The organism is Vibrio mediterranei, assembly GCF_013364395.1.
GTDB lineage: Bacteria > Pseudomonadota > Gammaproteobacteria > Enterobacterales > Vibrionaceae > Vibrio > Vibrio mediterranei.
The window spans coordinates 1-26,455 of record NZ_JABXGK010000008.1; the positions used below are offsets into that span (position 1 = coordinate 1).

At 43.7% G+C, this 26,455-nt stretch carries 24 protein-coding genes; 7 read left to right on the forward strand and 17 right to left on the reverse strand.

The annotated features are described in order from the left end of the window. The 3 genes from HOP38_RS17035 to HOP38_RS17045 form a co-directional block, all read right to left on the reverse strand. Positions 1–550: Hsp70 family protein (locus tag HOP38_RS17035; protein ID WP_198558549.1), on the reverse strand; the 550-nt coding region annotated here is incomplete at its 3' end. A 203-nt stretch (positions 551–753) separates the two neighbouring features. Further along, on the reverse strand, positions 754–1,173 hold the full coding sequence (locus HOP38_RS17040) for an Hsp20 family protein (protein ID WP_031493751.1): 420 nt from the start codon (positions 1,171–1,173) through the stop codon (positions 754–756). A 282-nt stretch (positions 1,174–1,455) separates the two neighbouring features. Then, entirely contained in the window at positions 1,456–4,314 is a 2,859-nt protein-coding gene (locus HOP38_RS17045) for a M16 family metallopeptidase (RefSeq protein ID WP_198558550.1), read from the reverse strand. 352 nt (positions 4,315–4,666) lie between these two features. Here HOP38_RS17045 and glgC point away from each other — a divergent pair, with 352 nt between their 5' ends. Continuing rightward, entirely contained in the window at positions 4,667–5,980 is a 1,314-nt protein-coding gene (gene glgC / locus HOP38_RS17050; RefSeq protein WP_124941733.1) for a glucose-1-phosphate adenylyltransferase, read from the forward strand. 61 nt (positions 5,981–6,041) lie between these two features. Here the strand turns inward: glgC and HOP38_RS17055 are convergent, their stop codons facing one another. The 3 genes from HOP38_RS17055 to HOP38_RS17065 form a co-directional block, all read right to left on the reverse strand. Further along, the gene (locus tag HOP38_RS17055) at positions 6,042–7,208 is read right to left on the reverse strand and encodes an MFS transporter (RefSeq protein ID WP_340138504.1); all 1,167 of its coding nucleotides are present in this window, start codon (positions 7,206–7,208) and stop codon (positions 6,042–6,044) included. A gap of 86 nt (positions 7,209–7,294) precedes the next feature. After that, on the reverse strand, positions 7,295–8,245 hold the full coding sequence (locus HOP38_RS17060; protein ID WP_198558552.1) for a glycyl-radical enzyme activating protein: 951 nt from the start codon (positions 8,243–8,245) through the stop codon (positions 7,295–7,297). 70 nt (positions 8,246–8,315) lie between these two features. After that, positions 8,316–10,607: a pyruvate formate lyase family protein gene (locus HOP38_RS17065; RefSeq protein ID WP_198558553.1), complete on the reverse strand. Its 2,292-nt coding sequence runs from the start codon at positions 10,605–10,607 to the stop codon at positions 8,316–8,318. A 261-nt stretch (positions 10,608–10,868) separates the two neighbouring features. Between HOP38_RS17065 and HOP38_RS17070 the strand changes: the two genes are divergently transcribed. Together HOP38_RS17070 and HOP38_RS17075 are read left to right on the forward strand one after the other, a co-directional pair. After that, positions 10,869–11,555 (forward strand): GntR family transcriptional regulator, encoded by a 687-nt coding sequence (locus tag HOP38_RS17070; RefSeq protein ID WP_198558554.1) that lies wholly within the window; start codon positions 10,869–10,871, stop codon positions 11,553–11,555. A 312-nt stretch (positions 11,556–11,867) separates the two neighbouring features. Continuing rightward, positions 11,868–13,787 (forward strand): PTS fructose transporter subunit IIABC, encoded by a 1,920-nt coding sequence (locus HOP38_RS17075; RefSeq protein WP_198558555.1) that lies wholly within the window; start codon positions 11,868–11,870, stop codon positions 13,785–13,787. A 129-nt stretch (positions 13,788–13,916) separates the two neighbouring features. On the opposite strand, the gene HOP38_RS17080 is transcribed toward HOP38_RS17075, so the two are convergent. The 7 genes from HOP38_RS17080 to HOP38_RS17110 all read right to left on the reverse strand — a co-directional run bounded on the left by HOP38_RS17080 (position 13,917) and on the right by HOP38_RS17110 (position 18,845). Continuing rightward, positions 13,917–14,738 (reverse strand): hypothetical protein, encoded by an 822-nt coding sequence (locus HOP38_RS17080; protein ID WP_198558556.1) that lies wholly within the window; start codon positions 14,736–14,738, stop codon positions 13,917–13,919. A gap of 17 nt (positions 14,739–14,755) precedes the next feature. Further along, positions 14,756–15,292: a PadR family transcriptional regulator gene (locus tag HOP38_RS17085; protein ID WP_198558557.1), complete on the reverse strand. Its 537-nt coding sequence runs from the start codon at positions 15,290–15,292 to the stop codon at positions 14,756–14,758. Positions 15,293–15,353: 61 nt separating this feature from the next. Next, a complete protein-coding gene (locus HOP38_RS17090; RefSeq protein ID WP_086027610.1) occupies positions 15,354–15,578 on the reverse strand; it encodes a YqaE/Pmp3 family membrane protein in 225 nt (74 codons plus the stop codon). A gap of 193 nt (positions 15,579–15,771) precedes the next feature. Further along, a complete protein-coding gene (locus tag HOP38_RS17095; protein WP_198558558.1) occupies positions 15,772–16,386 on the reverse strand; it encodes an outer membrane beta-barrel protein in 615 nt (204 codons plus the stop codon). Between the two features lie 97 nt (positions 16,387–16,483). After that, positions 16,484–17,494 (reverse strand): DUF1989 domain-containing protein, encoded by a 1,011-nt coding sequence (locus HOP38_RS17100; RefSeq protein ID WP_006069348.1) that lies wholly within the window; start codon positions 17,492–17,494, stop codon positions 16,484–16,486. Between the two features lie 118 nt (positions 17,495–17,612). Next, a complete protein-coding gene (locus HOP38_RS17105) occupies positions 17,613–17,912 on the reverse strand; it encodes a hypothetical protein (RefSeq protein WP_006069349.1) in 300 nt (99 codons plus the stop codon). A gap of 12 nt (positions 17,913–17,924) precedes the next feature. After that, complete coding sequence (locus tag HOP38_RS17110) at positions 17,925–18,845, reverse strand: DUF1989 domain-containing protein (protein ID WP_198558559.1); 921 nt, start codon at positions 18,843–18,845, stop codon at positions 17,925–17,927. Between the two features lie 253 nt (positions 18,846–19,098). Here HOP38_RS17110 and HOP38_RS17115 point away from each other — a divergent pair, with 253 nt between their 5' ends. Further along, positions 19,099–19,974 (forward strand): LysR family transcriptional regulator, encoded by an 876-nt coding sequence (locus HOP38_RS17115; RefSeq protein WP_198558560.1) that lies wholly within the window; start codon positions 19,099–19,101, stop codon positions 19,972–19,974. Positions 19,975–20,119: 145 nt separating this feature from the next. After that, the gene (gene yghU / locus HOP38_RS17120; RefSeq protein WP_006069352.1) at positions 20,120–20,980 is read left to right on the forward strand and encodes a glutathione-dependent disulfide-bond oxidoreductase; all 861 of its coding nucleotides are present in this window, start codon (positions 20,120–20,122) and stop codon (positions 20,978–20,980) included. A gap of 68 nt (positions 20,981–21,048) precedes the next feature. Here yghU and HOP38_RS17125 read toward each other — a convergent pair whose 3' ends face one another. Both HOP38_RS17125 and HOP38_RS17130 read right to left on the reverse strand, forming a co-directional pair. Continuing rightward, positions 21,049–21,435 carry a hypothetical protein gene (locus tag HOP38_RS17125; protein WP_038230703.1) on the reverse strand — a complete coding sequence of 129 codons (387 nt, stop codon included), beginning with the start codon at positions 21,433–21,435 and terminating at the stop codon, positions 21,049–21,051. Between the two features lie 237 nt (positions 21,436–21,672). Then, on the reverse strand, positions 21,673–22,332 hold the full coding sequence (locus tag HOP38_RS17130) for a nitroreductase family protein (RefSeq protein ID WP_006069354.1): 660 nt from the start codon (positions 22,330–22,332) through the stop codon (positions 21,673–21,675). Between the two features lie 311 nt (positions 22,333–22,643). Between HOP38_RS17130 and HOP38_RS17135 the strand changes: the two genes are divergently transcribed. Beyond that, positions 22,644–23,069, forward strand: a complete 426-nt coding sequence (locus HOP38_RS17135) for a universal stress protein (RefSeq protein WP_006069355.1) — start codon at positions 22,644–22,646, stop codon at positions 23,067–23,069. A 130-nt stretch (positions 23,070–23,199) separates the two neighbouring features. Continuing rightward, on the forward strand, positions 23,200–23,796 hold the full coding sequence (locus tag HOP38_RS17140; RefSeq protein ID WP_198558561.1) for a TetR/AcrR family transcriptional regulator: 597 nt from the start codon (positions 23,200–23,202) through the stop codon (positions 23,794–23,796). Positions 23,797–23,888: 92 nt separating this feature from the next. Here the strand turns inward: HOP38_RS17140 and HOP38_RS17145 are convergent, their stop codons facing one another. Both HOP38_RS17145 and HOP38_RS17150 read right to left on the reverse strand, forming a co-directional pair. Further along, positions 23,889–25,376 carry an MDR family MFS transporter gene (locus HOP38_RS17145; RefSeq protein ID WP_062458657.1) on the reverse strand — a complete coding sequence of 496 codons (1,488 nt, stop codon included), beginning with the start codon at positions 25,374–25,376 and terminating at the stop codon, positions 23,889–23,891. Then, on the reverse strand, positions 25,373–26,398 hold the full coding sequence (locus HOP38_RS17150) for an HlyD family secretion protein (protein WP_198558562.1): 1,026 nt from the start codon (positions 26,396–26,398) through the stop codon (positions 25,373–25,375). The genes HOP38_RS17145 and HOP38_RS17150 overlap by 4 nt, the downstream gene beginning before the upstream one ends. Positions 26,399–26,455: the final 57 nt, after the last annotated feature.

Sequence of the window (26,455 nt, forward strand, 5' to 3'; positions counted from 1 at the left end):
CTTTCTTGTCTAGACCGTAAGCAAGTGCTGCTGCTGTTGGTTCGTTGATGATACGTTTAACTTCTAGACCTGCGATACGACCAGCATCTTTAGTTGCTTGACGCTGTGCATCGTTAAAGTAAGCAGGAACTGTGATAACTGCACCAGTTACTTCCTCACCAAGGAAGTCTTCAGCAGTTTTCTTCATTTTCTTAAGTACTTCAGCAGATACTTGAGGAGCCGCCATTTGTTGGCCTTTTGCTTCTACCCATGCATCACCGTTGTCTGCCTTAACAATTTTGTAAGGCATGATTTCGATATCACGCTGAACTTCTTCGTCTTCAAAACGACGACCGATTAGACGCTTAATAGCAAATAGCGTGTTCTCTGGGTTTGTAACTGCTTGACGTTTTGCAGGTTGACCTACTAGCGTTTCGCCGTCTGTATAAGCGATAACCGATGCGGTTGTGCGCTCACCTTCAGCATTTTCGATTACGCGTGGTTTGTCGCCATCGAGCACTGCAACACATGAATTTGTTGTACCTAAATCAATACCAATAATTTTACTCATAATAATACCTCTCCTCTTCGCATTATTTTTTCTAATGCAAAGTATGTAATTCTATTCTTTATTTGAGTGCAAGTATTTCACTCTTGCACTCTAGATGTCGCTACACTGCATGTGTAGGCAGCAATACTTTTTAGATAAGGCTAGTGAGATCCAATTTCAAATCGAATTCTAAAATCGCCTTATCACATTTCACTTCTCAATGATTATTTGTTGATTGAGATTTTACGTGGCTGCATTGCTTCTGGAACTTCACGAACAAGATCAACGTGCAATAAACCATTTTCCATGCTTGCGGCCTTAACGGTTACGTAGTCAGCAAGTTGGAACTTACGTTCAAAGTTACGCTCTGCGATGCCTTGATAAACGTAGTTTGGTTTGGTTTCTACAGACTTAACTTCACCAGAAACGATAAGCATATTTTCGTTCTGAGTAAGAGTTAGTGCATCTTCAGAAAAGCCTGCAACAGCCATCGTTATACGGTAGTTATTTTCGTCTTTCTGTTCGATATTGTATGGAGGGTATCCATTAGAAGATGGCTTTTTCGCGCTATTTTCCGCTAGGTTGAATAGGCGATCAAAACCAATGGCATGACGGTATAGGGGAGAAAAATCTACATTACGCATAATACTATCCTCATAAATAAGCAATAGTTCTTGATGTTTGATTCACCAAGACCGGAAACATACTCTGTTGCACCTCATTGGCGCCTTAAGACATATGTTCCAAGTGTTAACAGGTTAAAGGAGCTTGTTGATATCGACTATTGCAACGTCAACGTCCTTTGATTACAGTTGCCTTTACTTCCCTAATTAGGCGAAGTAGACAACTCAGGAACTCCATTCGGCAGTTCGTGTAATCAATATATGCTTCCGAGATAAACCTGTCAACACTAATATTAGTTTTTTTTATTCTTCTTTCTCTTTGGGCAGTACCGCAACTGTGATCATATCTTTCAGAACGATTTGTTTCGCTAACTGTTGAACATCAGCCGCAGTCACCGCCGATACTAACTGTTTAAACGTCTGCTCATTAGCAAGGTTCTCGGGATAACTTGAAGCTTTGTACATCAGACCAAACCAAAAACCATTATTCTCGTAGCTCTGTTCAATACCATCAATCATAGGCGTCACTGCACGCTTAAGCTCATCATTCGATACACCCGTTTCCTGGATGTCTCTGATCAACTTACGATAGATATCAAACACGATATCGACATTATCAACTGTGGTATTGCTGTTCAAACTAAGATAACCGTAGTCCTTGTACAGTAGTGACTGTGACGAATCTACCCATGGTGAATACGCCTTACCCGTCTTTTCTCGAATAGCATCGTTGACGCGCAGCTGCAAAATAGAACGCAGTACGGCGAATCCAACCACTTGCTTATAATCGCGTCCATCAGGCAAAGAGACGTAGCCCGACGCTAGTGCCGTGTTCTGTTCTCCTTGGTGATACAACGTGTAATGCTCACCCACGTTAAGCTGGATATCATCTCTTGGTCTAGGAACAAAGTCTTGTGCCTTGATATTTAACGCTCCAAACGTCTGAGCGACATAATCCACCGCCTGTTGTTGGGTGATGTTACCCAGCAAAGACACTTCGATTGGACCTTGATTGACAGAGCGATCGACAAACTGCTTCAATGCGGTTAACGGTAGTTTGTCGATTACCTCCACTTTCGGGTATTCCCAGCGAGGGTCATCTTGATACAACACCTTGCCAACATTAAAACCTAATACGCCCTCTGGAGTTGTCGGGTAACTGTCATATACTGACTTGAGGCTCTGTACGGCAAGAGCATGACCGCTTGGTCTGTATCCAGGATGTGTCAAAAATGCCGCTGCCACTTTTAGTTGGTCTAGAGTATCTTGTGGTGGAACTCGGTAGTGACCTTCGATAGCATCATCAGTCAGGTAGTAACTGGCACCAATTTGTCGCCCTGAGAAAATTGACCGTAAATCGTTAATATCATGAGCTTCCAAGCCACCAGCGATGAAGGCAGAGTCAAACAAGGTAGCTAATGGGGCATCTTTCTTTGCGAGATCAAGCTTGCCTTTGCCCACTCGAACACTGATATAGACCGCATTGGATTCAAACTCAGTTGGTTTAACATTGAGATAAACGCCATTGTCGAATCGATATCGTGTCACATCTCCAAAGGCGGTTTTCTCGATTAGCTTGGCTTTCCCTGGTTGCCCAAAGTTCTGATACGCAAACTGTACTTTTTCTGCTTCTGCATATGGCTTAACTTGTGTCGATTCACTGTCTTTGTATGCCTCTAGTACCGTCTGGGCCGTAACCTTGGACTGGGGTTTGTCCATCACATAAATTCTTGGATGCTTATCGCTCCAATGCTTGTTGAATATTTGGTTATACGCAGAAATCTCTTTCGGTAACACATCACTTTCGAATAATGACAATGCAAATTCATTGCTCGTTGATACCGCTTTATTGTTGATATCATTAACGACACCTGCTGCGTAGCTCGAACTCAGCGTATCTTTAGTGGCTTCGGCATCCAGCTTTAATAATGTGTGATATTTATCTAATTGACGCTGAATTTCTTGTTTAGAAAACCCGTACTTAACCGCCTGCCTTAGGGATGATTCCAGCATATTGACCCCTGCCTGCCATTGGTCCGACTTTGTCGCGACACTCAGTTGATTACTCGTAACAACATCAAACTGATTGTAAGAGCCAACATAGGGAGATAACAGTTCGCCTTGGCTTGCGAAAGCGGTTGTCTCTAAACGGTATTGAAGCGCCTGATTAGCTACATAAAGCATGAACTCTTCAACTCGCTTGGCATGAGAATCAGGCGCTCGATTTATAGGCTCTAAATAGTTAAATTCAACATGTGTCGTCACATTGCTATCTTTAAAGACTCTTGCTTCAGCTGTGGTTGGAAACATCACTTGCTTGCTATAAGGAACAATGTCATGACCTTTGTTATTCCAGCTTGCAAATTGTTTCTCTACCATAGAGAACACAGATTGGACGTCAACATCTCCTGCAATAACTAAGGTTGTATGATTAGGCGTATAATAGTTGTGGTAGAACGCTTTTAATCTCGATTGATTAACTTCCTTCATTCCTTCTAACGTGCCAAGTGGAATGCGATCGATAATATTCGCCCCTTGAAGTACATAGCTAGACCAATCTTTAAGTATTCTTAAATCTAAAGTTGTTCGTTCGCGAACTTCTGAAGAAATAACGGGTAACTCACGAGCAATAGCATCCTTATCTAGTGTTAATTCTGATGCCGTTTCTCTCATCAAAAACAAGGCCGTCGATAACGTCTCTTTATCGTTTTTTGGCAGATCTAACATGTAAACCGTCTGCTTAAAGTTCGTTTCTGCGTTACTGTCCTTACCAAAAGACAGTCCGTGTCGCTCTAGAATTTGAATCATGTCGCCTTCAGGCACATTAGTAGAACCGTTAAACGCCATATGCTCTAAAAAGTGCGCAAGACCCGGTTGTTTGCCAGTTTCTTGTAGCGATCCCGCACCAACTCGCATTCGAATCGAAATCGCTTTTTTCGGTTTTACGTTCTGAATTACGACAACCCGCATACCATTGTCTAAGACTTTTACATGCAATTTCTCATTCAACGGCAAATCAGACTGTTCAAACCAAAGGGTTGCTTTATTATTCGGCGTCTCAACATGCGCATTGGTTGCATATGAGAATGATAGAAGGAGCAAGGTAACGATAAATACTGATGATTTCATCAGATAAGCTCGACCTAATTGAGGAAAAACCATATCAAAAATTCCCTGAAAGTTGGTGTTGTCACTTGGGCGTAACAATACACAGATAGTGTGCATAGTTTCTTATTGTATTAAAAACTAACCAATGTCTTTGTAATAGTCTGTAGTAGCGTGTTTCGCAATTACATTGTTGCGAGGCATATGTGACAAATCACCTATTTCATAATTTTTGATAAATCTTTACCCATTATGGTATGGATTGCATAAGAAAATTCTGCTCTTATGGAAAGGATTATTAACGACGTCATCGAGCGTGAGAGTCGACAAATAACCGTCCCAAAGAAGGACGACGACAGCCACACTCCCCCGAAACGTCTTTTGTGCTTGTAATATAAGGAGTTATACAATGCCGAAGGAAAATCAATATTCCCACATTTCTAGTAACGCTCGTCTTCGCAATACCACCGCGATGATCCTAGCGGGAGGTAAGGGAACACGGCTTAAAGAACTCACCTCAACTATTGCTAAACCAGCGGTCTCATTTGGCGGCAAATTCAAAATCATCGACTTTGCCTTATCAAACTGTATTAACTCTGGTATTCGCAAAGTTGGTGTACTCACTCAGTACATGGCTCAAGACCTAATTAGCCATATACAATCAGGTTGGCAATCGTCCTATTCTGCCTTAGGTGAAGGTGTCCATATCATTCCTGCGCAACAACGTGTTGGCGAAAACTGGTATCGAGGCACTGCGGACGCTATTTACCAAAACCTCGACCTGATAAAACGACACGATCAAACTGAGCGCATCTTGATTCTTGGTGGAGACCATATCTACAAGATGGACTACTCCCGAATGATCAACTTCCATGTGGAAAGCGGCGCTGATGTCACCGTGGCTTGTATTCAAAAACCCATCGAGCAAGCATCTGAATTTGGCGTAATGGGATTAAACGACGAAGGCGATATCATCAACTTTGTAGAGAAACCAGCAAACCCAACCCCTATGCCTAATGATGACTCTAAGGCTCTCATTTCAATGGGAATCTACATTTTTAACGTAGATGTTCTAGATGCTGAATTGCGTCAGGCTCTTACCTGTCCTGACTATAAGCACGATTTCGGACACAACATCATCCCTAGCCTTATCGGTCGCAGCAATCTCAAAGGCTATGTGTTTACAGAACGTGGTCACCCGGGCGCCAATGGCTATTGGCGAGATGTCGGTCATGTAGATGAATATTATGCTGCCACGATGGACTTACTCGCTCCGACACCAGAACTAGATATCTATGACAAGAGCTGGCCTATTATGACCAACCAAGTTCAGCGTCCTGGAGCTAAGTTTCTGTTTAATGACCCAAATCGTCGTGGATATGCCGTAGACTCAGTGGTTTGCGCCGGCGCAATTATCTCGGGTGCACAGGTTACACATACTTTGGTCTCTTCTGATGTTCGCATCGATGATTTTACCGAAATCACTGACAGCATTTTGCTGCCAAGTGCTTCGGTAGGACAAAACTGCAAGCTGAAGAAAGTGATTGTCGGCGAAAACTGTCACATTCCAAACAGTATGGAAATCGGCTTTGACGTGGAACTGGATAAGCAGCGCTTTACTGTTACTGACGAAGGCATCGTCCTCGTCACTCAGGACATGTTCCCGCTAAAAGAGGACAGCCCTCTCGTTTCCGAAGGTGAGAAAAACGCTCAAACCGCGTAACGGCTTCTCGCATTCCTCTATCAAAACGCCCTAACTATTAGGGCGTTTTGTGTTTATTAGGTTATACGTTGCGTGAGTTCTTAATAGCTACGATCATCACAAGAAGTACAAAGTACAGTCCAAGAAGCGGAAATGCAGAACCGACAGGCAAAGTCGAAGCAACAAACGAGACCAACGCTGTACACAACCAACTGCCCGAAAAAACAATGGCGTTAGCGACTCCGGCAATATGCGGGAAAGGTAATAACGCCTTTCCCAGATATAACGGAAATAGCATTCCCAGAGAAACTATAATCACGGCAACTGGCAACAAGAACGCCAACAAATTCAACCCATAAATATATTGAAATGACATACCAATCAATAACGCGGCTAGCGACGCAGTGATTGCAACGTTGGTTTTCCGTTCAGCGGATACACTAAATAAAAAACGATTTGCCAAATTACCTAGCAACCAACATGCACCCAACGCTAATGCAATATTGCCATAAAATACCGGACTATAACCCAAACGAGATTGGATGATAAAAGGGCCGACGGTATTGAACGCTGGCAAAATACTGTAGAAAACACCACAAATGATGGCTGTACGTTGAAAGTTTCGATTAAAAACGATCTCGGTAAGATTGCTTTTAATTTGCTCCCCACGTAATGGCTGCACAATTTGCAGTGTTTCACGAAAAAACAAGCAAAGAAAAACGCCTCCTAATGCGACCCAGATTGCCAGAGCGATAAAGACCGATTGCCAACCAAACATAGATTCTAAATGACCGCCTACAAACGGGGACAAGGTAATTCCCATCGCAAACGAAATCGTAATCCAGTTAACCGCTTTCAGATACTCTGCTCCATGATACATATCTTTGATTACTGCCCTGCCTCCAACACAAATCAGAGACACGGCTAGTCCTTCAACCAATCGAAGTACAATTAAGCTGTAGATGTTGGGAGAAATGATGGACAGGAGCAAGGCAGCAACTAGCAGGAAGACTCCTATAAGCATTGGTGTCTTGCGGCCGTATGCATCGACAATAAAACCAGCAACTAGCTGCCCAAGGCCAAACCCCAACATTGCTGACGTAAATGACCATTGAGTTACCGTTTCAGTAGCCGAAAACTCGATTTTGATGGAAGGAAGAGATGGCACCACAATATCCACTACTATCCCACCTAGAGAGATGAGCAGGTACATAAGAATTGCGAGGTTATTTCTTTGCTGGTTAGTCATAGCAAGTAATAAAAATATCAATTTGGTGGTATATCTACTCTTTTAATCCTAGTCCTCCTCAACGTCTAGATAACGAAAATTCACAACTAACTCAGCGTAACGTTAATCTCACCATAGTGTTTTATCGATTCAATCCAAGAGTTTACTTCGTTGTCGTCAGGCATTTCCGCATCGACATCATACGTTTTACCAATTTCGGTCGCTTTTCCTTTGCCAAAATTATGATAAGGAAGCACCTCTACCTTTTGGATATTTGTCATAGACTTCGCATGTTGTGCTATTGCCGCAAAGTGGTCATCAGAAAGGTTGTAACCGGGGATTATAGGGCAACGTAGAATCACTGATGCGTTGATTTCGTTAAGCAGTTGAAGGTTGGTATCTACCAAGCGGCGGGTCATGCCCGTTAGCGTTTTATGAAGCTCATCTCCAGTGGCCTTGTAGTCAAATAAGAACAGATCGACATACGGTGCTATCATTCGATAATGTTCCGTTTTGGAAGCACCATTGGTTTCAACACACACATGCACATCATTAGCTTTGCACATTTTCGCCAACGCTAAACAAAATTCGAATTGCTTAAGCGCTTCCCCACCGGATAGTGTAATACCGCCGCCTGACTTGTCGAAATACACCTTGTCTTTAATGACCTCAGCAAAAACCTGTTCTACCGTCATCTCCTTCCCATAGATCTTGAGTGCATCTTGCATACAAGCATCAACGCATTGACCACAGGTTTGACAAGCTTCAAAATCAACATTGTGGTTACCTTCAGCATCAAAACTATGTACATTGTTAGGACATACTTGCTCGCAGCGACGACAACCAACACATTTATCCGCATTGAACGCGAGCTGTTTCTGAGCGCTCAGCGATTCAGGATTGTGGCACCACACACACTTCATTTGACAACCTTTCATAAACACTGCTGTTCTAACACCTGGGCCGTCATTGACACTGAATTTCTGGATGTCGAATACCACACCTATAGTTGATGATTGAGCGAAGGATGTTTGAGAAGTGGAGTCTTTGATGAGCATGTTTTGCCTCATAACTGTCGCAAGAAAAAAGGGCGAACCTAAACTGCCGTGTTCGCCCAATCGGAGGTGTTTAGTCGTTAAGCGTGCGATTTAGAATTTCTAGCTGTACGTCTTTATCTAGGTTGACGAATTTGGCACTAAATCCACCCACACGAACCACAAGATTCGGGTATTTTTCGGGATTGTGATAAGCATCTTCAAGCTCACCTTTGCCAACTACGCTGACCATAATTTGTGGCCCGCCCTGTTCAAAGTAGCCATCCAGTAAAGCTTCAACGATCATGCGTTTGTTTTGGTACATGTTCTTACTGAACTTCATGTTTTGCACCGAACCCGCATGTATCTCGGCTTTCAATTTTGCCAGCGAGTTTAGCATCGCCGTTGGTCCGTTTTTATCAGCACCACTTTGCGGATTGTTGGCATTACTCATATAAACACCAGTATGACGGCCATCAGCCGACGCGCTGGTTGCACGTCCCCACTCAGTGTTCACTTGGTTATTGATGATGACTACCAAGTAGCTATCCATACCCACCTTTGCTGCGGAATCTTTAATGCCGTTGCATATGTACTCGTGCATTTCCAGCGCGATATCATCGACATACGCATCATCATTACCAAACTTAGGTGCGTTGATCAGATCGTATTTCATACGGTCATAACCATCAAAATTGACGCGTAGTGCCTGAATAAGCTCGCTATAACTGTATTTTTTGTCCTCAAAGATGACTTTTTTGATTGCCGCTAAAGAATCGTAAGCGTTGGTGTTGCCGTACGTTTCATTAGTACCACCCAACTTATACACGCCACCATCCAGTAGAGCTTTACTACGACCAATACAGTCATCCGTCAAAATACTGGTAAACAAGAAACCCACTTCCTGATTCATCACTTGATAAGAGAATGCTTGAGCTTTCGAGGTCAGTTCAATATAGAAATCCAGCAGGTCTTTGTAGTTCTTGACCACATCATCAAAGCTTGTGACTTGCTCAGGTTGTAGCAATGTGGTGCCGCCACTTTTGTTTTGACCGTCCCAGAAGTCCGTGCCGCCTGTAAGCGAAATGTTTAGAATTTTTAGGATGTTGATACACGTGTTCGGAGTTCCAACACTTTTACCAGATAGCACAAATTCACCACAGCCGAATGGAACATAGTGTTGTGCATCTTGTTCGGAAATCTGCATCGAGTTCATTACGGCAGGTACGTTCACATCATCATTATAAAGAATCGGATAGGTCAGGCCTTCGCCAATCGCTTCTAGGGCATCTTGGTAAACTCCCTGATTCATCCCTTTGTAAATTCGAAGAGTAAACTGCGGCTCAGTATCTTTGTTCTCACGCACTGCCTGAATCGCAAGCTTGCAATATACATCTGCGGTTTCAGGATTGCGTCGACCAAGACCACCAACAACGACTCGACCATTAACCGTGGTTTTACGAGCTTCAATAAGGCGATAGTGTGATCGAATATAATTGATAGCTTGACGTTCAGTAATGCGCCCAGTCTCCAAGTCAGCTACCAGTAAATCACCTAAATAATCATCCATACGACCAAAGTTCACCACCCCAGAACATAAGCTATACAACCATGAGAGCTGGATACCTTGTAAGAATGTTTGTGGTTTATCATTGCGAATGGCATTGAGCGCATCGATCAAGTCATTCATTTGATGTTTGCGCGTTAGGTCAGTGGTGACTTCAAGCTCTTTCGCACACAGTTTGATATGGTGATCAATGACCTTCTCAACAATATCAAAGCAACCCAAGAAGGATTCATGCAGCGCAATGGCTTTTGTATCGTGACAAGCGCGAGCAGAATCGAGCTTGTCACCAATTAGGCGGCGCATACCGCCGATACCATTATCAATCAGCTTATTGTAATCAAGGTACATGCCGCTAAGGCGTGCTGTGGCAATAGCAGGATAGTTTACGTCAACAAACTTACCAAGCGTGGCTTCGGTTAACGTTTGGCGGAAGTAAATGGAGCGCGTGTCTCTCTCTTTCCAGTAGTCCAACAATACGTCTACTCGGCTATGCTCTTCAGGAGAAAGTTCCGTTTTAAAGGCTTCAAGTTTGTCAAAATTACAGTAGTGACCCACGCCACCGACAGAAGTCACACTACCAAAACCAATATGCAGAGCGTCTAGACGACCCACGACGATATCTTCCGATTCGATTTGGCGGAACAACACAGGATAGAGTTCAGACAAGCAAGCCACTTCTCGTTTATAAAGATTTTCTTCGCTTTGATGGGCTCGCGTATAAGCTTCCATAATTTCAAGCTGCATTATTGCTGGCTTCTCGCATGGAATTTTCTTGTTTACGTCTACTTGGCTTGGATTATTTTCGATTTTGGATGACATGGTAGGGCTCCTCGTATCTTTATGAGATAACCATAAATCCACACTAAAAATATGTAAATACAAATATTGGTGATTTTGCCAAAAGAATGATCGAGATCATGCATCAAAAAATGTTACTAACCACTTTGTTTTGGAATGGGCTTTTCTGGTAACATCTTGAGTATTAACGGATGGTCTCTCGATACCTTTTACTAGATATGTGTTAACAGGTATCGGCTTAAGAGGCTTTGGTCAGCAATTTGTATAGTTGTAAATGAAGTAATGAAATACGTAGAAGTTTATCAAGCAATCAAGGCTGACATTATCAATGGCCTTTCTCCAGCTTGGTCTCAGCTCGAAGGTGAGCACGCACTATCAGATAAATTTGGTGTCAGTCGCCCAACGTTAAGAAAAGCGATTGAGAAGTTAAAACAAGAGTCTTTTGTGCACTCCAGACAAGGTTCTGGTATTTTTGTCAATCCGCCAGAATTCTACCAAGACAACAATTTAACTAGTATTTCTGAGCGAATTAATAAAGACACTGACTTAAAAAACATCGTGCTAGAATTTAGTTCAGTCCCAGCAGATCAATCACTTGCAGATAAGTTTCGTTTAGAAGTTGGCGCTAGTCTTCATCACTTCAAAAGAATGCGTATCATCAATGGTGAACCCGCTATTCTTGAAGAAACTTGGATGCCAAAGAGTTTATTTCCTGACTTCACAGAAGCTCACTGTGAGCACTCTGTTCTTACCTACGTGGAGCAAGTTGCAGGGCATAACATAAGTCATGATGCAAAAACCATCTCCGGCAAGATGCTGAATGACAAAGAAGCATTCCTGCTAAGAGTCGAGCCCGGACACTTGTGCCTTTCTATCCAACATAATGTGTATCTCCTGCATTCAGTACTCGCGCAATACACAATTGAAACCTTGGCTTCAAACGAACTGACCACTGTATCAATACGCTGATTTATCAGTTATTTAAATCACCATATAGGCGGCTTTATCCTATTAAAACCGCCTGTGCTTCCTCCTCAACTACCCCACGCCTTTGGTTAAGGCCCAGTAAAAACCACCACTTGACTTAACAAATATTTTTGTGACTTTGGCAGTGCTTTGGTTTCCAATATTCGTTATCCACCTCACAGTTCACCACAAATCAATATACCCACACACAATATAATGATTTAGATCAATCTCTATCTACAAAACCATTACTAAGATTATTTTAAATTTGTAAATACATAAATTAAAAATCCCTACCAAGAAGAGATCTACATTATGATGAAAGAGATCCTAAACGCGCAGCTAATCAAGCTTGATTTGGCGGCAACCGACAAGGACGCGGTATTCAATGAGTTAGCAGATGTGCTAGTCAATGCTGGCAAAGTATCTGACAAACAACAATTTGTGAAAGATGTCTGGGAACGCGAAAAAACTGGTAACACAGGTTTTGAAGATGGCATTGCACTGCCACATGCCAAGAGCGCCTCAGTTGTTTCGCCAGCGATTGCCGTTGGTATCAGCAAACAAGGCATCGAATACGGCGCGGAAGACGGACAACCTTCTAATATCTTCTTTATGATTGCTTCGCCTGAAAAAGCGAGCAACTTCCATGTCGAAGTCCTTGCGAAATTATCTTCAAAGATAGTTGAGCCTACATTTTTAGAAAACCTACGAAGCACGACATCTAATGAAGAGGCGCTTGCCTTATTAGTGGCAGACGACAAAGCATCGCAACCAACTGTCGAAGCTACCAAAGGCTTTATTATTGGTGTGACGGGTTGTCCGGTAGGGGTTGCACACACTTACTTAGCAGCAGAGGGCATCGAAAATGCTGCCGCCGAAATGGGGTACGAGTGCAAAGTTGAAACAAACGGCTCTGTCGGTGTTAAAAACATCCCTACCGAAGAAGAAATTGCTCGTGCCGATGCCATTGTTGTGGCTTGCGATAAACAAGTTGATCTTAATCGCTTTAAAGGTAAGCGCGTTATTATCACGGGTGTCAAAAAAGCCATCAAAGATGCTGACAAGTTGATTGAACAAGCCCTTGCTGCCCCTCTCTATGCGGGTGATGGTAAGCCTAGCGCGAGCCAAGCGACAACGAGTCCTGGTGGCTCAGGTAAAGACCTATACAAGTACCTAATGAATGGCGTATCTCACATGATCCCATTTGTAGTCGTCGGCGGTATTTTGATTGCCATTTCCCTAGCTATCGGCGGAGAACCAACACCGGGCGGCCTTGCTATTCCTGAAGGCAGTTTGTGGAACAAGATCCTTGATGTCGGTGTGGTCGGCTTCACCCTAATGATTCCGGTTCTAGCCGGTTATATTGCTTACGCTATCGCGGACCGTCCAGGGCTTGCACCGGGCCTCATTGGTGGCTGGATTGCCAACAACGGTTCATTCTATGACGCTGATGCTGGTACAGGTTTTATTGGTGCAATCATTGCTGGTCTCTTGGTTGGTTACTTCGTGAAATGGATTGTCAGCTTCAATTACTCGAAGATGATTCAACCACTGGTCCCTATTATGATCGCGCCAATCGCTGGCTCGCTCTTTATTGCCGCCGTATTCATCTTCATCATCGGTGCCCCAATCGCGGGCATCATGGAAACCATGAACAACGTCCTAGCGAACTTATCAACCGGGAACGTAATCATCATTGGTTTGGTCATCGGTTTGATGCAAGGTTTCGATATGGGTGGTCCATTTGGTAAAGTGGCCTTCCTATTCAGTGTTGGTCTGATTGCCGAAGGACAAACTCAGTTTATGGGTGCACAAGCGGCAGCCATTCCAGTTGCTCCATTAGGTATGGCATTAGCTGCATTCCTCGGTAGCCGCATGAAACTGTTCGAACGCGAAGAAGTCGAAAACGCAAAAGCAGCAACCGCTATGGGCATGGTCGGTATCTCCGAAGGCGCCATTCCGTTCGCTGCACGTGACCCATTTGCTGTAATCCCTGCGAACATGATTGGTTCAGCAGTAGCTTGTGTGCTTGGCTTTACCTTCGGTCTAACTTGTAACGTTGCACACGGTGGCCCAATCGTCGTTCTACTTGGTGCGTTCAACAAACCTGTTCTAGCATTGCTCGCAATGGCTATCGGTGTTGTCACTACGGCCGCTGTTGCGATTACGCTGAAGAAGATTCGCTATAACAAAGCGCAAAAAGAACAAGCGACACAGTTAGCAATGAGCTAAGTCCCTTGCATATTCGTAGTCTCAACCATAAGTAACCAGGCGACGTCATAAGCCAGCAGTGAACTCTGCTGGCTTTTTAGTTTAGCCAAATACGCACAGGTCGGCGCACTACAATCATGACCGTCCGAGTTATCGTTTACACATTAAATAGAGTTTCGATTTGGGGGTTGCAGATACGCTTTTTCCACTAAGAAACGCGGCCTGTTCCTCATCTAGCCAAAAGGGTAAAGCTACGGGCCATGCAGTCACATCAATATGACGTTTTAGAGCTTCAATATCCGGCTTAGTTACTAAACTGGCATTTAGCGATTGGCATGTTTGCTTCGCTACTTCATAAGAGAAACGTTGCCAACGTTGGTTAGCTTCCCAGTTAGAAATGCGTGGACTCTCCGGATAGGTAGGAATAAAGAAAGTCTGTTCGCCAACTTGTTGTTGGGTCTCAATAACAACCTTTGGTTCGTTGTAACTCTGAAGGACTGATGTCACTTGACTACGATTCGCAGAGATGAATACGTGCTGCCGGAGAAAAGTCTCTTTTTTAATCAGGCTTGAAATATAACGTCCAACCACCTTGGCATCGATATATTGAAAGTAAGGACCACTCAAGCATCGGTAGTACTCTCCGTCAAAAGATTGCACTAGGTTACTTTGCGTAGCAATTGCCACCTTTCGGTGAGTATCATCAACATGAAATGGATTAGAAGAGGCTCCGCATTGCACCCAATAAAAAGCAGGCTTTTCGTCAGGTTCATCATTTCCATACAGCCCCTGACCAATAGGACAGTCCGGTGATAGAAGCGGCAAAAATGATGAGTATCGCGTTGTATCACAACGCTCTTGTACGTACTCGGTAGCCGCACTTTCATGTTCAAGCGCTAACAGTGGAAAGCTATTGATAAGTAAGACGGTTAGAGCGAACCGTTTGTAGTGTGAAGCAAGCAAAGTGTACATTCCCAAAGCGAGTTCCTTTACAGCACTTCTGGAACGATCATGACCTCTCGCTCTAGCGTTTCATCAATGCATTCGTTTAGCCATTGGATTCGTGCTTGTAGCTGTTTACATTGAAGCTTAGCGGAAGAAGCTTTCTGCCTGTCGTGAGCAACATTTTCTAGATAAAGCAGAATGTTGTTCAGCGCTTGTTGAGTTTGGTGCAAGCCACTGAGCAAATGTGAATGTATGACATCACTAGAATCCATACTTCCGCTTGCCATCAATTTTGCGCACAGCTCATCTCGTGTTGCAGGAAATGCTAGCTTTCGCCCAAGCCAATTGGCAAGTGCCTCTCTCCCCTCTTTTTCAACTATATATTGTCGTTCTGTTGGCTGATAGCTGTGCTCGGTCGTACTCGTACTAATCCAACCATACGAGGTCATTCGTTTTAGTTCGGTATATACCTGTTGAGAGTTAACTTGCCAGTATGGTAACGCATTGATAGTTCGAACTAACGTCGCACCATTCACCGCTTTTGTACTAAGGTGAGTCAATAAAATGTATTTGAGTGCCATATTCGCCAGATGATTCAAGGAGTTGGTTTAACATTCTCTAGAGCTAAGTTCAAAACCTTCTCTATTCATCATCTAAGGCAACATTTATTTTTTTATCTGTTTCGTATTGATTCAGTGCGTACACAGACCAAATAACCGCAGGTATCCAACCAATTAAAGTTATTTGCAGAATCAAACAGATCACCCCCGCTACAGGTTTTCCGATTGTGAAAAATTGCAACCATGGAATAAGAATCGCTATTAATAGTCTCATTAGTGTTTCTCTATTGACCAAAAAGTTGGTCATCTACCATTGAAAATATTGCACTAGTATATCTTTCACTCGAAAACATTGATGTCCGATTATTCTTGCTTTGTTTCCTTCATTCTTAATAGGTTGGCATCTATTAGAATCCGCGAACTCGGCCAATGCGCCAATTAATTACGGCAACCTAAAAATAAAGCCAGAAGAAATCAGGCGATCTCCTCTGGCAGTTCATTTAGAATTTAAACCCTACGGTAAAACCAAATTGGGCGTTCTCTTTCACTGGGGTTCGCACTTCTTGATTTCCTGTCATATAAAGACTTTGTACTCTTGCATCTGCATAGATCCCCACCGGCGTTGTTAGCCTTAAACCCGCAGCAGACGTCAGATAATTTCCTGAAAAATTGCCACTATATGAATCAATATTATCTTGGGTGTCGCTAGTAATAGCGACTAAAAGTCCCACATTGTGCGACTCAATAGAACCACTTACGTGTGCACCGCCAAAAGCAGCATAAGGCTTTAGGTCCCACCCATCCGCGATATTAAAAGCATAACCTATTTCACCTTCAATTCGCGCATCGTAGCCATCCGTCTTGCCACCATACAACGCCTTAGATGAGTACTGATTGTGCTCACCGTCAAACCTCATTAATGAACCATTAACCGAGAAAATCCGATTAAAATCATAACCAACCTCTATTTTTGGCTGTGCCTTTAGTGTCCCTACCCCATCCACTTTCATCCCTGTTGTTGCTCCGGCCCCGATACGCAAACCAGCATAGTCATTGCTTGCTTGAGCCATGCTCGAGAAACCCGTTACCAATGCAACTAACAGTACTTTTTTCATTTACTACCTCTGTCTTTAGAAATGACGCGCAAATAGCGCAAGTGACAACCGCCTAACCCCGCTAAAAAGCGGGGGAAGAAGGAGGAAGAGGTATGTACTACCTTGAAGCTAAGTGGGCTAATTCGACAGGTAGTTTAATCTCGTCGACTGGGCAATCATGGGCTAGCGTTTGGTCGCGCTTGGCAACACGCTCCAATGCAGCTTGTTCCCAACCTTGAATCCGCTTAGTGGCTTCGCCGTGTATAGGAGCAATACCCGTGTCATACACTTCAATAAACACATCGTTATTCTTAATCTTTGAATAGCAGGTGTGTTGGTCACCATAAGGACAGTTTGAAATCACAACATACAGGTCTTTTTCTGCGTACCACTCAATCGCCGTTCCATCTTTCACAGGTGGGGTTGGACACATTCGAGCTCGCGTAATTCTGTTCTCATCTTGGGTAAAGCGATTGCCTTGAAAGATATTCCAATCATTACGGTCCGAGAAAAATTGAATCACTTCCTGACGCAAGGTGTCATCTTCAATGTTAGCAATGGCAGGAATTCGCCCAAAGCCATGAATAAAGTTCTCATGACAAGAGTTACGCACGTTTTCTTTACCTTGTGCCAATCCAATCAACTCAGGAGAACAATGCGCTGCTAACCAAATATGCGAGAAACCTTCTGGTAATTCGTCATATGGGAACTCATCTTCCACCAGCGTCGCCATCTTTTCGAAATGACGGCTTTGAGACCAAATACCGGAATAGAGTCTTTGGTTAAGCCCTTCAACAGCTGTAGAGCTTAAATGACAGCTGTATTGCTCTAAGTCTGGGGTTACCATCAGCACGTCCATAATCTGAGTACGACCATTGTTACCTTTCGCGTTTGGACGCTGCTCAATACGAATAACCTGACCTTTTTTCACTAAGAAGGCATTACCGGTTTCTGCTTCAAGTACGTCCGTGTAAACCAATTGACGTTTTTTACCAGACTTAGTCGCTCTCACTTTTTGGTAGAAGTCCAAGTCAGGGCTGATTGCTCTCGCAAACGTCTCTACTGGATCAACATCAGAGTTATAACTAGAGTCGAAGTTTTCTACTTGATTTACATGTTTATGGCACATAAGTATTTACCTATGATTGCAACATCCATGTAGGCTACGGCCGAGGGTTCCTGGCTCGACTTCAGAAATTTAGTAAGCGTCCTTGCTCAGTTTTTGTCCTTTAGAAGATTGATGTCTGTTACTTACTATTGCGCTTTGAAGATTTAAACAACGTCTTAATCTTGCGCTTTATCAAGCCTACGAGAGGCTTTCCTAGAATGGCGATGGAGCCAAATAAAATGACTTCATTAATGGCAAACCCAATGCCGACTATCGATACCGTTTGTTCTGCTGACCAACTCATTGAAGCACCTAGCGCTCCAAGTCCTGCTGGCACAGCAAACATTCCTATGTTGGTAATAATGAAGGCAACCAGCGCCACCTTCTTTATCGGAGTATCAACCAACATTGTTAGATTTGAGTCTGGTTGATTCGACATAAAGACCCCTCTCTATTTAATCGAGTTATCTTTGGTCGCAATGCGTTGGTAGATTCGTTCTTCCCAACCACCGATATCTCCCAAGTGTTTGGTTTCCGGTTGAATTCCCGTGTCATAAACGCTCACATACACTGGGTTAGGACGAGCCGCTGGGTAAGGCAATGCTTGGTCTGCATAAGGACAATTGCTTACCACTACATAAATATCTTTTTCAGCATAGAACTCACAGCCGACACCATCATCAACCGTCGGCGTAGGAGCTAAGACACAGCGCGTAATACCATTATCGTCTTGAGTGAATTTATTTGGTTGGAACATGTTCACATCATTTCGGTCAGCAAACGTCTGTACCACTTGACGTCGTAGCGTTTCATTTTCAATAGCTGCAATTGCCGGGACTCGGTTGAAGCCTTGAATAAAGTTCTCTTGGCAGCTATTCACGTTGCCTTCTTCGCCATAACACATATGTAGCCATTCAGGGCAGCAATGCGCTGCGAAGAAGATGTGACTAAAATCTTCATCCATTTTTTCATATGGAAACTCATCTTCAACCAAGGTTACGATTTTCTCCATATAACGGCTTTGTGACCAAACTGCGCTGTACAACCTTTGATTCAGACCTTCTACCGCGCTGGTATTTAGGTGGTCACCATATTGTTCAAGATCTGGAGTGACAAAATGAACGTCAATGATTTGAGTGCGATTATTGTGTAGGCTTGGACGCTGTTCAAAACGAATGACCTGACCTGCTTTCACCAAAAATGCATTACCCGTGTGAGGTAACAACACATCATCATAGACATGCTGGCGTGTGCCATTGGCTTTAGTGCCACGAACGTCTTCATAGAAAGCGACGTTTGGTGAGACTTTACGCTCATAGGTTTTTACTGGGTCAATGTCTTCGTTGTATACAGATTTGATGTCAGTTGTCATGGTCTTTACCTTCTCTAACTATAATAAAGCGCGTCCGTTCAACTATGTATTGTCAAAACGTTGTTGCCGTTTCCCCCTCTGACAACGCTTATATTAGTCATTTTTTCTGAAATACAAATTCAGTAAACCTTAAGAATAATTGACAGAACAAAACAAAAACCTTAGCAGCTACCCCGAGTTGCAAAGCTCATGAATTCACCTAACATTAAGTGTTATCTACAAGATGAAGAACTTAGGTGTAAGTTTTACTGACATGTTAACTGTTAATCTGCTCCAACTTCAGGCATTCGTTCTCGCTGCGGAAACAGGTTCGTTTTCTGCCGCAGCTAGAAAAATGAAAAAAACTCATTCAGCAATAAGCATGACCATCTCCAATTTAGAGTTAGATGTTAATCAAGCGTTGTTTGATCGTGCCACGCGAAACCCCACCTTGACGGCAGCTGGAGAAGTTCTTCTAAAAGAGGCCAAACTTGTCTTAGCACAATGTGAGAATTTTGAGCGCTTGGCTAATGAACTTGACCCAGAAGAAGAAACGGAATTTACCTTGGCGCTGGATAGTGTTTACAGCGTTCCGATGGAAAAAGAGATTCTGACGTTGCTCGCCGACAAATTTCCAAAGCTTAAACTCAAACTGGTCGAGAAGCCTTCCTCCGGAGTTATTGCATCAGTAGTAAAAGGTGAGGCTAACATTGGTTTCACTCTGCTAGAGCAGCCTATTTTCAGCAATCTAGGATCCATCGCTCTACCTTCAGCGGAGCTACTATACGTGGCTAGTCCCGAGCACCCACTAGCCAAGCTGGAAAAGGTGACACTCGTGGACTTACAACGTCACAGGCAAGCCTATCTTTCCCACGACGTCAACGTTAAGGATACCAGCATCTCAGCCAACGTCTGGGAGTGTGAGTCTATATCAGCGGCCAAGACAGCTATCGCCTATGGAACTTGCTGGGGTATGGCGGTTGAACCCTTTATTGGACCGCAAATTACTTCAGGGAAGCTCGTAAAACTCAATGTTGAGTCATCGCTGAAAAAGAGTATTCCTGCGGCTTTGATATGGAAAATTGGTGATGAGTCAGGGCGGGTTCACAACGCAATTCGCGCTTTGTATACCGAGCAGAAGCTGGACTAAAAGACCAGTAACTTTCTCGTCATATATTATAATTGAACGATTGTTCAAAACATTTGCGATACTAATAAAAACGAGTTAGGATTTTTCTATCAAGTCGGATTCTGATGAAGCAAATAAGCTTCCATTCAATGCATTAGGAGATGCTATGAGTAACGAATATATCCCACCTAAAGTTTGGACTCACGACAGTGAAAGCGGCGGCCAATGGGCTAGCATTAACAGGCCGGATTCTGGAGCACGCCATGAACAAGCGCTGCCTGTTGGAGAGCATGCTTTACAGCTTTACTCTCTCGCTACACCAAATGGGCAGAAGGTTACCATCATGCTAGAAGAGCTGCTTGCTCTGGGTAAATCTGACGCTGAATACGACGCTTACTTAATCAACATTGGCGAAGGCGATCAATTTGGTTCTGGCTTTGTAGACGTTAACCCAAACTCAAAGATCCCTGCATTGCTAGATCGTTCCGGTGACACACCTGTACGAGTATTTGAATCGGGAAACATCCTACTCTATTTAGCAGAGAAGTTCGGTGCTTTACTGCCGAGCGATCCTGCTAAGCGCGTTGAAGCGATGAACTGGTTATTCTGGCTTCAAGGCTCTGCCCCTTATCTTGGCGGCGGTTTCGGCCACTTCTACGCTTACGCACCAGAAAAGTTCGAATACCCAATTAACCGTTTCACTATGGAAACAAAACGCCAGTTACATTTATTGGACGCTAGACTCGCTGAGAATCAATACCTTGGTGGCGACGAATACAGCATTGCTGATATCGCAACTTGGCCTTGGTATGGCAATCTAGTGATTAACAACCAATACAATGCCGCTGAGTTTTTAGACGTAGAAAGCTATCCAAACCTCATTCGCTGGGCTAAAGACATCGCAGCACGACCAGCCGTTCAACGTGGTCGTATTGTTAACCGCTCTTGGGGCGAAGAATGGGAAACACTCACTGAGCGCCATAGCGCTGCTGATATTGACGCAGTATTGGCGAAGCAGCCTAAGTAAATAGCACCATTGAATCAATTTAAGAGCGAGTTCTTCCCAGTTCTCGCTCTTCGTTTGTATCTTGATAATTAGAAATACACCCTAAAACCCGCTCTGGCCTCAAGCTCTATATCAAATTGATCCAAATAGATCGCCGGGGTCACGTCCACATAAAACCCCACAGGCTTCACTCTAAATTCCGCTCCGATTCCCGGTGTAAAGGCGATATAACGACTATTGCGATTCACATAGTGCCCACCTGCGAAAAAATAAATCGGCGTATTCTGTATGCCAAAAACTTTGTTGACACCAAAGCCCATTTTATCGTCGAGGCTGACGTTAAAACGTAAATCATTATGTTTAACATCGAGTCCCCAATAAGGGTCGCCAACGAATAAGCCAATACCGGTGTCTGCTTTAGCCATTGATACCGAAAATAGTGCAATGACTAAGAGTAGTCTGATACGTTTTTTCATTACTGTTCCACTGCTTGTAAAAGCCGCCAAAGTAAGTCAGTAATTTCAATATATTGTTAGCGGTCTATGGGCTTGACCTATGTTTCACAGTGCTGAATAACACTTGAGCAGAATTGACGCAGGCGTAACTCGGTAGAAATAGTTGCTCACATTTAGAGTGTAAAACAAGAAAGTAGAAGGTAGGGTGCAACGAAAAACGACCGCCATAGGACGGTCGTTTGGAAACACTACATTATCTTAAAGTACCGTAATGATGTCTTCTTGAGCTAAGCGCGCCTTTGGTAAGCCGTAGTTGTAGTCTTCACCATCTTTGTGGTAACCAAGAGCTAAAGCAAAGTCGCATACATAACCACCCAATTCATCTTTAAAGATGTCACCGATCAACGCGGAATCGACACCTTCCATCGGAGTAGACGCAATCCCCATACGCGCTAGAGTGTGTAAAAGGTTGCCCAGTGCAATATACGTTTGAGCTTTGGTCCACTGACCGTTGTAACCATTTTCATCGGTATTCAGCTCCGCAAAGCCAAACGCGCCATTCAACATTTGGTCAAACATTTCTGCAGGCAGGTGACCGGAAGTAACCTCTACATCCACCACTTTCTTATAGTCGTCTTTGGTGAAGTGTGGGTTATGCGCAAACAGAATCGTATGTGACGCTTCTTTGGCATGCGGTTGATTGAACTGATGCATGTTGGCGAACGTATCGTGAAATCGCTGCTTAGCTTCATCACTTTCAATCACAATAAACTTCCAAGGCTGTGAGTTAATTGAAGATGCAGAAAGGCGAATCGCTTCTTTAATGACTTCCATATCTTCCGCAGAAATACGTTTAGCTGCGTCGTATTTTTTAGCTGTATAGCGGTTGTTTAGGTCTTTTATGATTTGATGAGTCACTGTGCTCTCTCCACTTATAGAATCTCTAATAGCTTGGGGGAATTATGCTTTTTCGGTGAGTTTCAGTACCGTAAGCCGCTACTCTAACCCTTAAGCCAAGCTTGTTGATGAGGTGTAGGTTAGGCGTATTGAAGGCGAAGAAAAAGAACCAAACGATCCAGACATTATGGATAATTAATTCCACAATGCTAAAACGGTCAAGATTCAAACTTGCTCTGCTTATTTTCTCTTCAATCCGCGATCTCATCGACAACATTTTGAATAACATAGGACTATGCTAGTAATAAGACTTACAACGTGAGGGCATGGTTATGAAGTACAAACATATACTAGTAGCAGTAGAGCTTTCCAAAGAGAGCCACGTGTTAATAGATAGAGCCGTTTTTCTATCCGAGCTTCTGGATGCTGATGTGTCATTGATACACGTTGATGGCACCCATGGAGAGATTTATCCTGAACTAGTTGATATCAGACTCAACCCAGATCAGCGACCACTTCATTTAGAAACCATGGACCAACTGCATGAGTTTGCCGAGTACGCCAAATGTCCGGTTAAGCACTTCATTGTGGGTACTGGTGACTTGGGAGATAAGCTAAAGAGCGCCATTGCCGAGCATGGTTTTGATCTCATTATTTGTGGCCATCATCATGATTTTTGGAGCAAAATTGTTTCTAGCTCTCGACAACTTATTAATACGTCACCAGTGGATGTTCTTGTTGTGCCACTTGAAGAATAAAGTTAGATTCAAGGGCATACACACCTAGCTAGGCTGCTCATATGCAGCCTTTATTTTGCCTGCTTTCTTAATTTCTTCTCTGCCTGCTATACTGTTGAACAGTCGTTCAACAGTATAGATTTCTTCCGTTATGGCCAAACCAACAAAATTTAATCGTAGTGAAGTTATCCATAAAGCCATGTTGCTTTATTGGGAAAAAGGATTCCACGCCACATCAATGCGTTGCCTGCAAGATGCTATCGATATGCGCCCAGGAAGTATTTATGCAGAGTTTGGTAGCAAGGAAGGCTTGTTTAAAGCAGCGATTGAGCATTATTCGACTCAGGGACAGGCTCGTTTAGACGATCTCGTAAAGCAGTTTTCTTCACCTCTTCAAGGACTTAAGGCTTTTATCTTACAGTCTGTGCAGCCTTGTAGTGTGGATAACCCTAACGCTATGTGTATGTTGGCTAAAACCGTCGCAGAACTTACCGAAGAAAATGAAGAGTTATTAGAGCTTGCGCGTTACTCACTTAGAAAAAATGAAGCCAAGTTTGCTGAAATTATTGCCGAAGCCCAATCCCTCGGAGAGGTCAATCAAGAACTCTCTCCTATGCGACTAGCGCAGCACCTTCAGATTCAGATTATGGGAATAAAGACCTATATTCACGCTACCGACTGTTCGCAGGCTCAAACTAGAGTTTTGGTTGAAGAGCTCTTCTCCGGATACATGTTTAGAGTTAAGTAATAAACAGCTTAACCCATCAACCTATGTGTGGTTGATGGGTATGTTTTCTCCTCTTACTCAAAAATGACACCCATTATTCTGTTAACGGTGCACTATTTAGAACGGATGAAAATCAGCATCGGCATCATAATTACAAACATCACTCCAACTAATTGGAACGTATGAACGTACGCAACCATCTGAGATTGTTCGTGCAACATCATTTGATACTGTTGCAACGCCAGTGGGTCGGTCATTGATAAGCCTTGCGATGCCGCCCAGTTTTGCAGTGCAGGATTATAGGTATTAAAACCTTCGCTTAGCGCGTGCCATTGCTGCTGGCTATCACGGTACTGGTAAGTGGTGGCAATTGAGATACCAAATGAGCTACCGATAGTTCGGAACAAGTTAAAGATACTAGCGCCCGCTACCGACTCTTCTCTTGGTAATGTCAGATACGCCAAAGACGATAACGTTGAGAAGGTCAAACCTAAGCCTAAGCCTTGAATAATACTTGGCGTTACGATCCAAAAAGTATCAATCTCCATCGAATACAGAGTCATGAGATACGAACCGATACCAATGCAGGTCAATCCAAATACTATCTTGAGTCGCGGATCAAACTGAGGATTCAGCCGAATCACCAGAATCAGCATACAAGCCGAGGCAAGACCTCTTGGAGCCATGAGCATTCCCGTTGTTGCAACCGGATAGTCCAGCAAACTTTCTAAGAACATTGGCTGCTGAGTAGTCAAGCCAAACATGGCCATGGAGACGACTGCCATCATCAGCGACGACACCATCAAGTTCTTATCTCGCAACAGCCAAAGAGGTGCAATGGGACTCTTAGTTTTCCAGCTGCGATACGCCCACATAATCAAACCTATCACAGACAGGACAATTGCGGTTTGAATAATTCGGGAGTCTAACCAGTCTTCGTCATTGCCTTTATCGAGGACAAACTGCAGCGCACCTACACCTAGTGCCATAAATCCAATGATCCACCAATCAAAGTTGGGTTTAGATTTATTCGATAGGTGAATGTATTTATAGATAAGCGCGGTACAAACCAAACCAAAAGGCAAATTTACATAGAAGATCCAACGCCAGTTGAGGTTATCCGTAATGACACCGCCAACAACTGGGCCTAAGATAGGCCCAAGCAGGATACCAATTGAAAAAATGGCCATGGCTTTACCTTTCTGCTCAGATGGATAAATCTGAACCAAGGTAGATTGAGCCAAAGGAATAACCGAAGCACCGAACGCGCCTTGAATAATCCGGAATAGTACCATCTCTTCCAAGGAACTAGCTTGGCCACACAGTGCACTCGCGATAACGAAACCGATAACAGCAACGAGCATCACTTTACGCTCGCCAAATCGCGACACCCAGAAGCTGGTCATAGGGATAAAAATAGCTTCCGCCATACTGTATCCCGTTAACACCCAGGTAATTTGGTCCGCCGTTGCCCCCAAAGCTCCCATCATATGTGACAATGACACATTCGCCACTGTCATATCGATTAAAACCATGATGGCAGACAACATGACCGCTACGGTAGCGATACCTCGTTTATCAGCGGTGATTTGGTTGGTCATTTCGAGTCACTTTTCAGATCGACAGTCACCTCGACACTTGCACCTACACGAAGTTGAGGCGAGTTTTTTGGCACCTCCAATTTAAGTCGCACAGGGAAGCGTTGTTTAATTTTCACCCAATTACCTGTCGCATTTTCAGGGGGCATAAGAGAAAACGAGGTACCGCTGGCTGGCGATAAACTTTCTATCGTCGCGTTCCATACCAAATCAGGATACATGTCGATCTTGATCTCAGCCTTCTGACCTGGTTTAAGATGAGTGAGATCTGTCTCCTTGAAGTTAGCTCGGACCCAGTAGCTGTTGTCAATGATCACCGGAAACAGCGTTTGACCAACAGAAACAACCGTTCCTACGTGCGCACTAACTTCTCCTGATAGTCCGTCTACTGGCGAGGTAATATCGGTATAACTGAGGTTGAGTTCAGCCTGAGCAAGCTGCGCTGCCGCTTGTTGGACGATAGCAGCTTCCAGTCCTTGCTCACCTCGATTCGCAATAGCTTTCTCAACATTTGCTCTTGCTTGCTCCAAGCTTGCCTGAGCATTAGCTAATTTATTCTTAGCAGTATCTAAGTCTTGTGGAGACGCCAATTTTCGAGTGACCAATGAGTCGGTACGCTTGTATTCGATCTGCGCTTCGCTCAAGTTTGCTCGCGCTGCATCCAGTCCAGCAACCGCTTCCGTCACCTGTTTGTCAGCGACATCATGCTGCTGTACCGCTAACTGGTATGCTGCTTTTGCTTGCTTTACTGCAAGTAAGTATGGTCGTTGGTCAATTCTAAGCAGCAAGTCGCCTTTGTTGATGCGCTGGAAATCCGCAACTTCAACAGAGACAACCTGTCCTTGAACCTGAGGAGCGACAGAGAGGATCTTCGCTCTAACATAAGCATCCTCGGTACTAGGATGACTGTCTGCATAGATCCATGACCAATACAGAGCACCAAATACTGCTGCACAAACAAGTAGAAAGAGAATTTTTGTCAAGCTAGAACGGGATGATTTTTTCTGATCGGAGTTATCACTCATTTACATAACCTACCTTTATATTTATGTGATCAGTGTAGGATTTTTTTATCACCAAAC

What these genes read in the sequence shown, in the direction of transcription:
- HOP38_RS17040 (WP_031493751.1), bottom strand. Translation starts at nt 1,173, where the DNA reads ATGCGTAATGTAGATTTTTCTCCCCTATACCGTCATGCCATTGGTTTT.
- HOP38_RS17045 (WP_198558550.1), bottom strand. Translation starts at nt 4,314, where the DNA reads ATGGTTTTTCCTCAATTAGGTCGAGCTTATCTGATGAAATCATCAGTA.
- glgC (WP_124941733.1), top strand. Translation starts at nt 4,667, where the DNA reads ATGCCGAAGGAAAATCAATATTCCCACATTTCTAGTAACGCTCGTCTT.
- HOP38_RS17055 (WP_340138504.1), bottom strand. Translation starts at nt 7,208, where the DNA reads ATGACTAACCAGCAAAGAAATAACCTCGCAATTCTTATGTACCTGCTC.
- HOP38_RS17060 (WP_198558552.1), bottom strand. Translation starts at nt 8,245, where the DNA reads ATGCTCATCAAAGACTCCACTTCTCAAACATCCTTCGCTCAATCATCA.
- HOP38_RS17065 (WP_198558553.1), bottom strand. Translation starts at nt 10,607, where the DNA reads ATGTCATCCAAAATCGAAAATAATCCAAGCCAAGTAGACGTAAACAAG.
- HOP38_RS17070 (WP_198558554.1), top strand. Translation starts at nt 10,869, where the DNA reads ATGAAATACGTAGAAGTTTATCAAGCAATCAAGGCTGACATTATCAAT.
- HOP38_RS17075 (WP_198558555.1), top strand. Translation starts at nt 11,868, where the DNA reads ATGATGAAAGAGATCCTAAACGCGCAGCTAATCAAGCTTGATTTGGCG.
- HOP38_RS17080 (WP_198558556.1), bottom strand. Translation starts at nt 14,738, where the DNA reads ATGTACACTTTGCTTGCTTCACACTACAAACGGTTCGCTCTAACCGTC.
- HOP38_RS17085 (WP_198558557.1), bottom strand. Translation starts at nt 15,292, where the DNA reads ATGGCACTCAAATACATTTTATTGACTCACCTTAGTACAAAAGCGGTG.
- HOP38_RS17090 (WP_086027610.1), bottom strand. Translation starts at nt 15,578, where the DNA reads ATGACCAACTTTTTGGTCAATAGAGAAACACTAATGAGACTATTAATA.
- HOP38_RS17095 (WP_198558558.1), bottom strand. Translation starts at nt 16,386, where the DNA reads ATGAAAAAAGTACTGTTAGTTGCATTGGTAACGGGTTTCTCGAGCATG.
- HOP38_RS17100 (WP_006069348.1), bottom strand. Translation starts at nt 17,494, where the DNA reads ATGTGCCATAAACATGTAAATCAAGTAGAAAACTTCGACTCTAGTTAT.
- HOP38_RS17105 (WP_006069349.1), bottom strand. Translation starts at nt 17,912, where the DNA reads ATGTCGAATCAACCAGACTCAAATCTAACAATGTTGGTTGATACTCCG.
- HOP38_RS17110 (WP_198558559.1), bottom strand. Translation starts at nt 18,845, where the DNA reads ATGACAACTGACATCAAATCTGTATACAACGAAGACATTGACCCAGTA.
- HOP38_RS17115 (WP_198558560.1), top strand. Translation starts at nt 19,099, where the DNA reads ATGTTAACTGTTAATCTGCTCCAACTTCAGGCATTCGTTCTCGCTGCG.
- yghU (WP_006069352.1), top strand. Translation starts at nt 20,120, where the DNA reads ATGAGTAACGAATATATCCCACCTAAAGTTTGGACTCACGACAGTGAA.
- HOP38_RS17125 (WP_038230703.1), bottom strand. Translation starts at nt 21,435, where the DNA reads ATGAAAAAACGTATCAGACTACTCTTAGTCATTGCACTATTTTCGGTA.
- HOP38_RS17135 (WP_006069355.1), top strand. Translation starts at nt 22,644, where the DNA reads ATGAAGTACAAACATATACTAGTAGCAGTAGAGCTTTCCAAAGAGAGC.
- HOP38_RS17140 (WP_198558561.1), top strand. Translation starts at nt 23,200, where the DNA reads ATGGCCAAACCAACAAAATTTAATCGTAGTGAAGTTATCCATAAAGCC.
- HOP38_RS17145 (WP_062458657.1), bottom strand. Translation starts at nt 25,376, where the DNA reads ATGACCAACCAAATCACCGCTGATAAACGAGGTATCGCTACCGTAGCG.
- HOP38_RS17150 (WP_198558562.1), bottom strand. Translation starts at nt 26,398, where the DNA reads ATGAGTGATAACTCCGATCAGAAAAAATCATCCCGTTCTAGCTTGACA.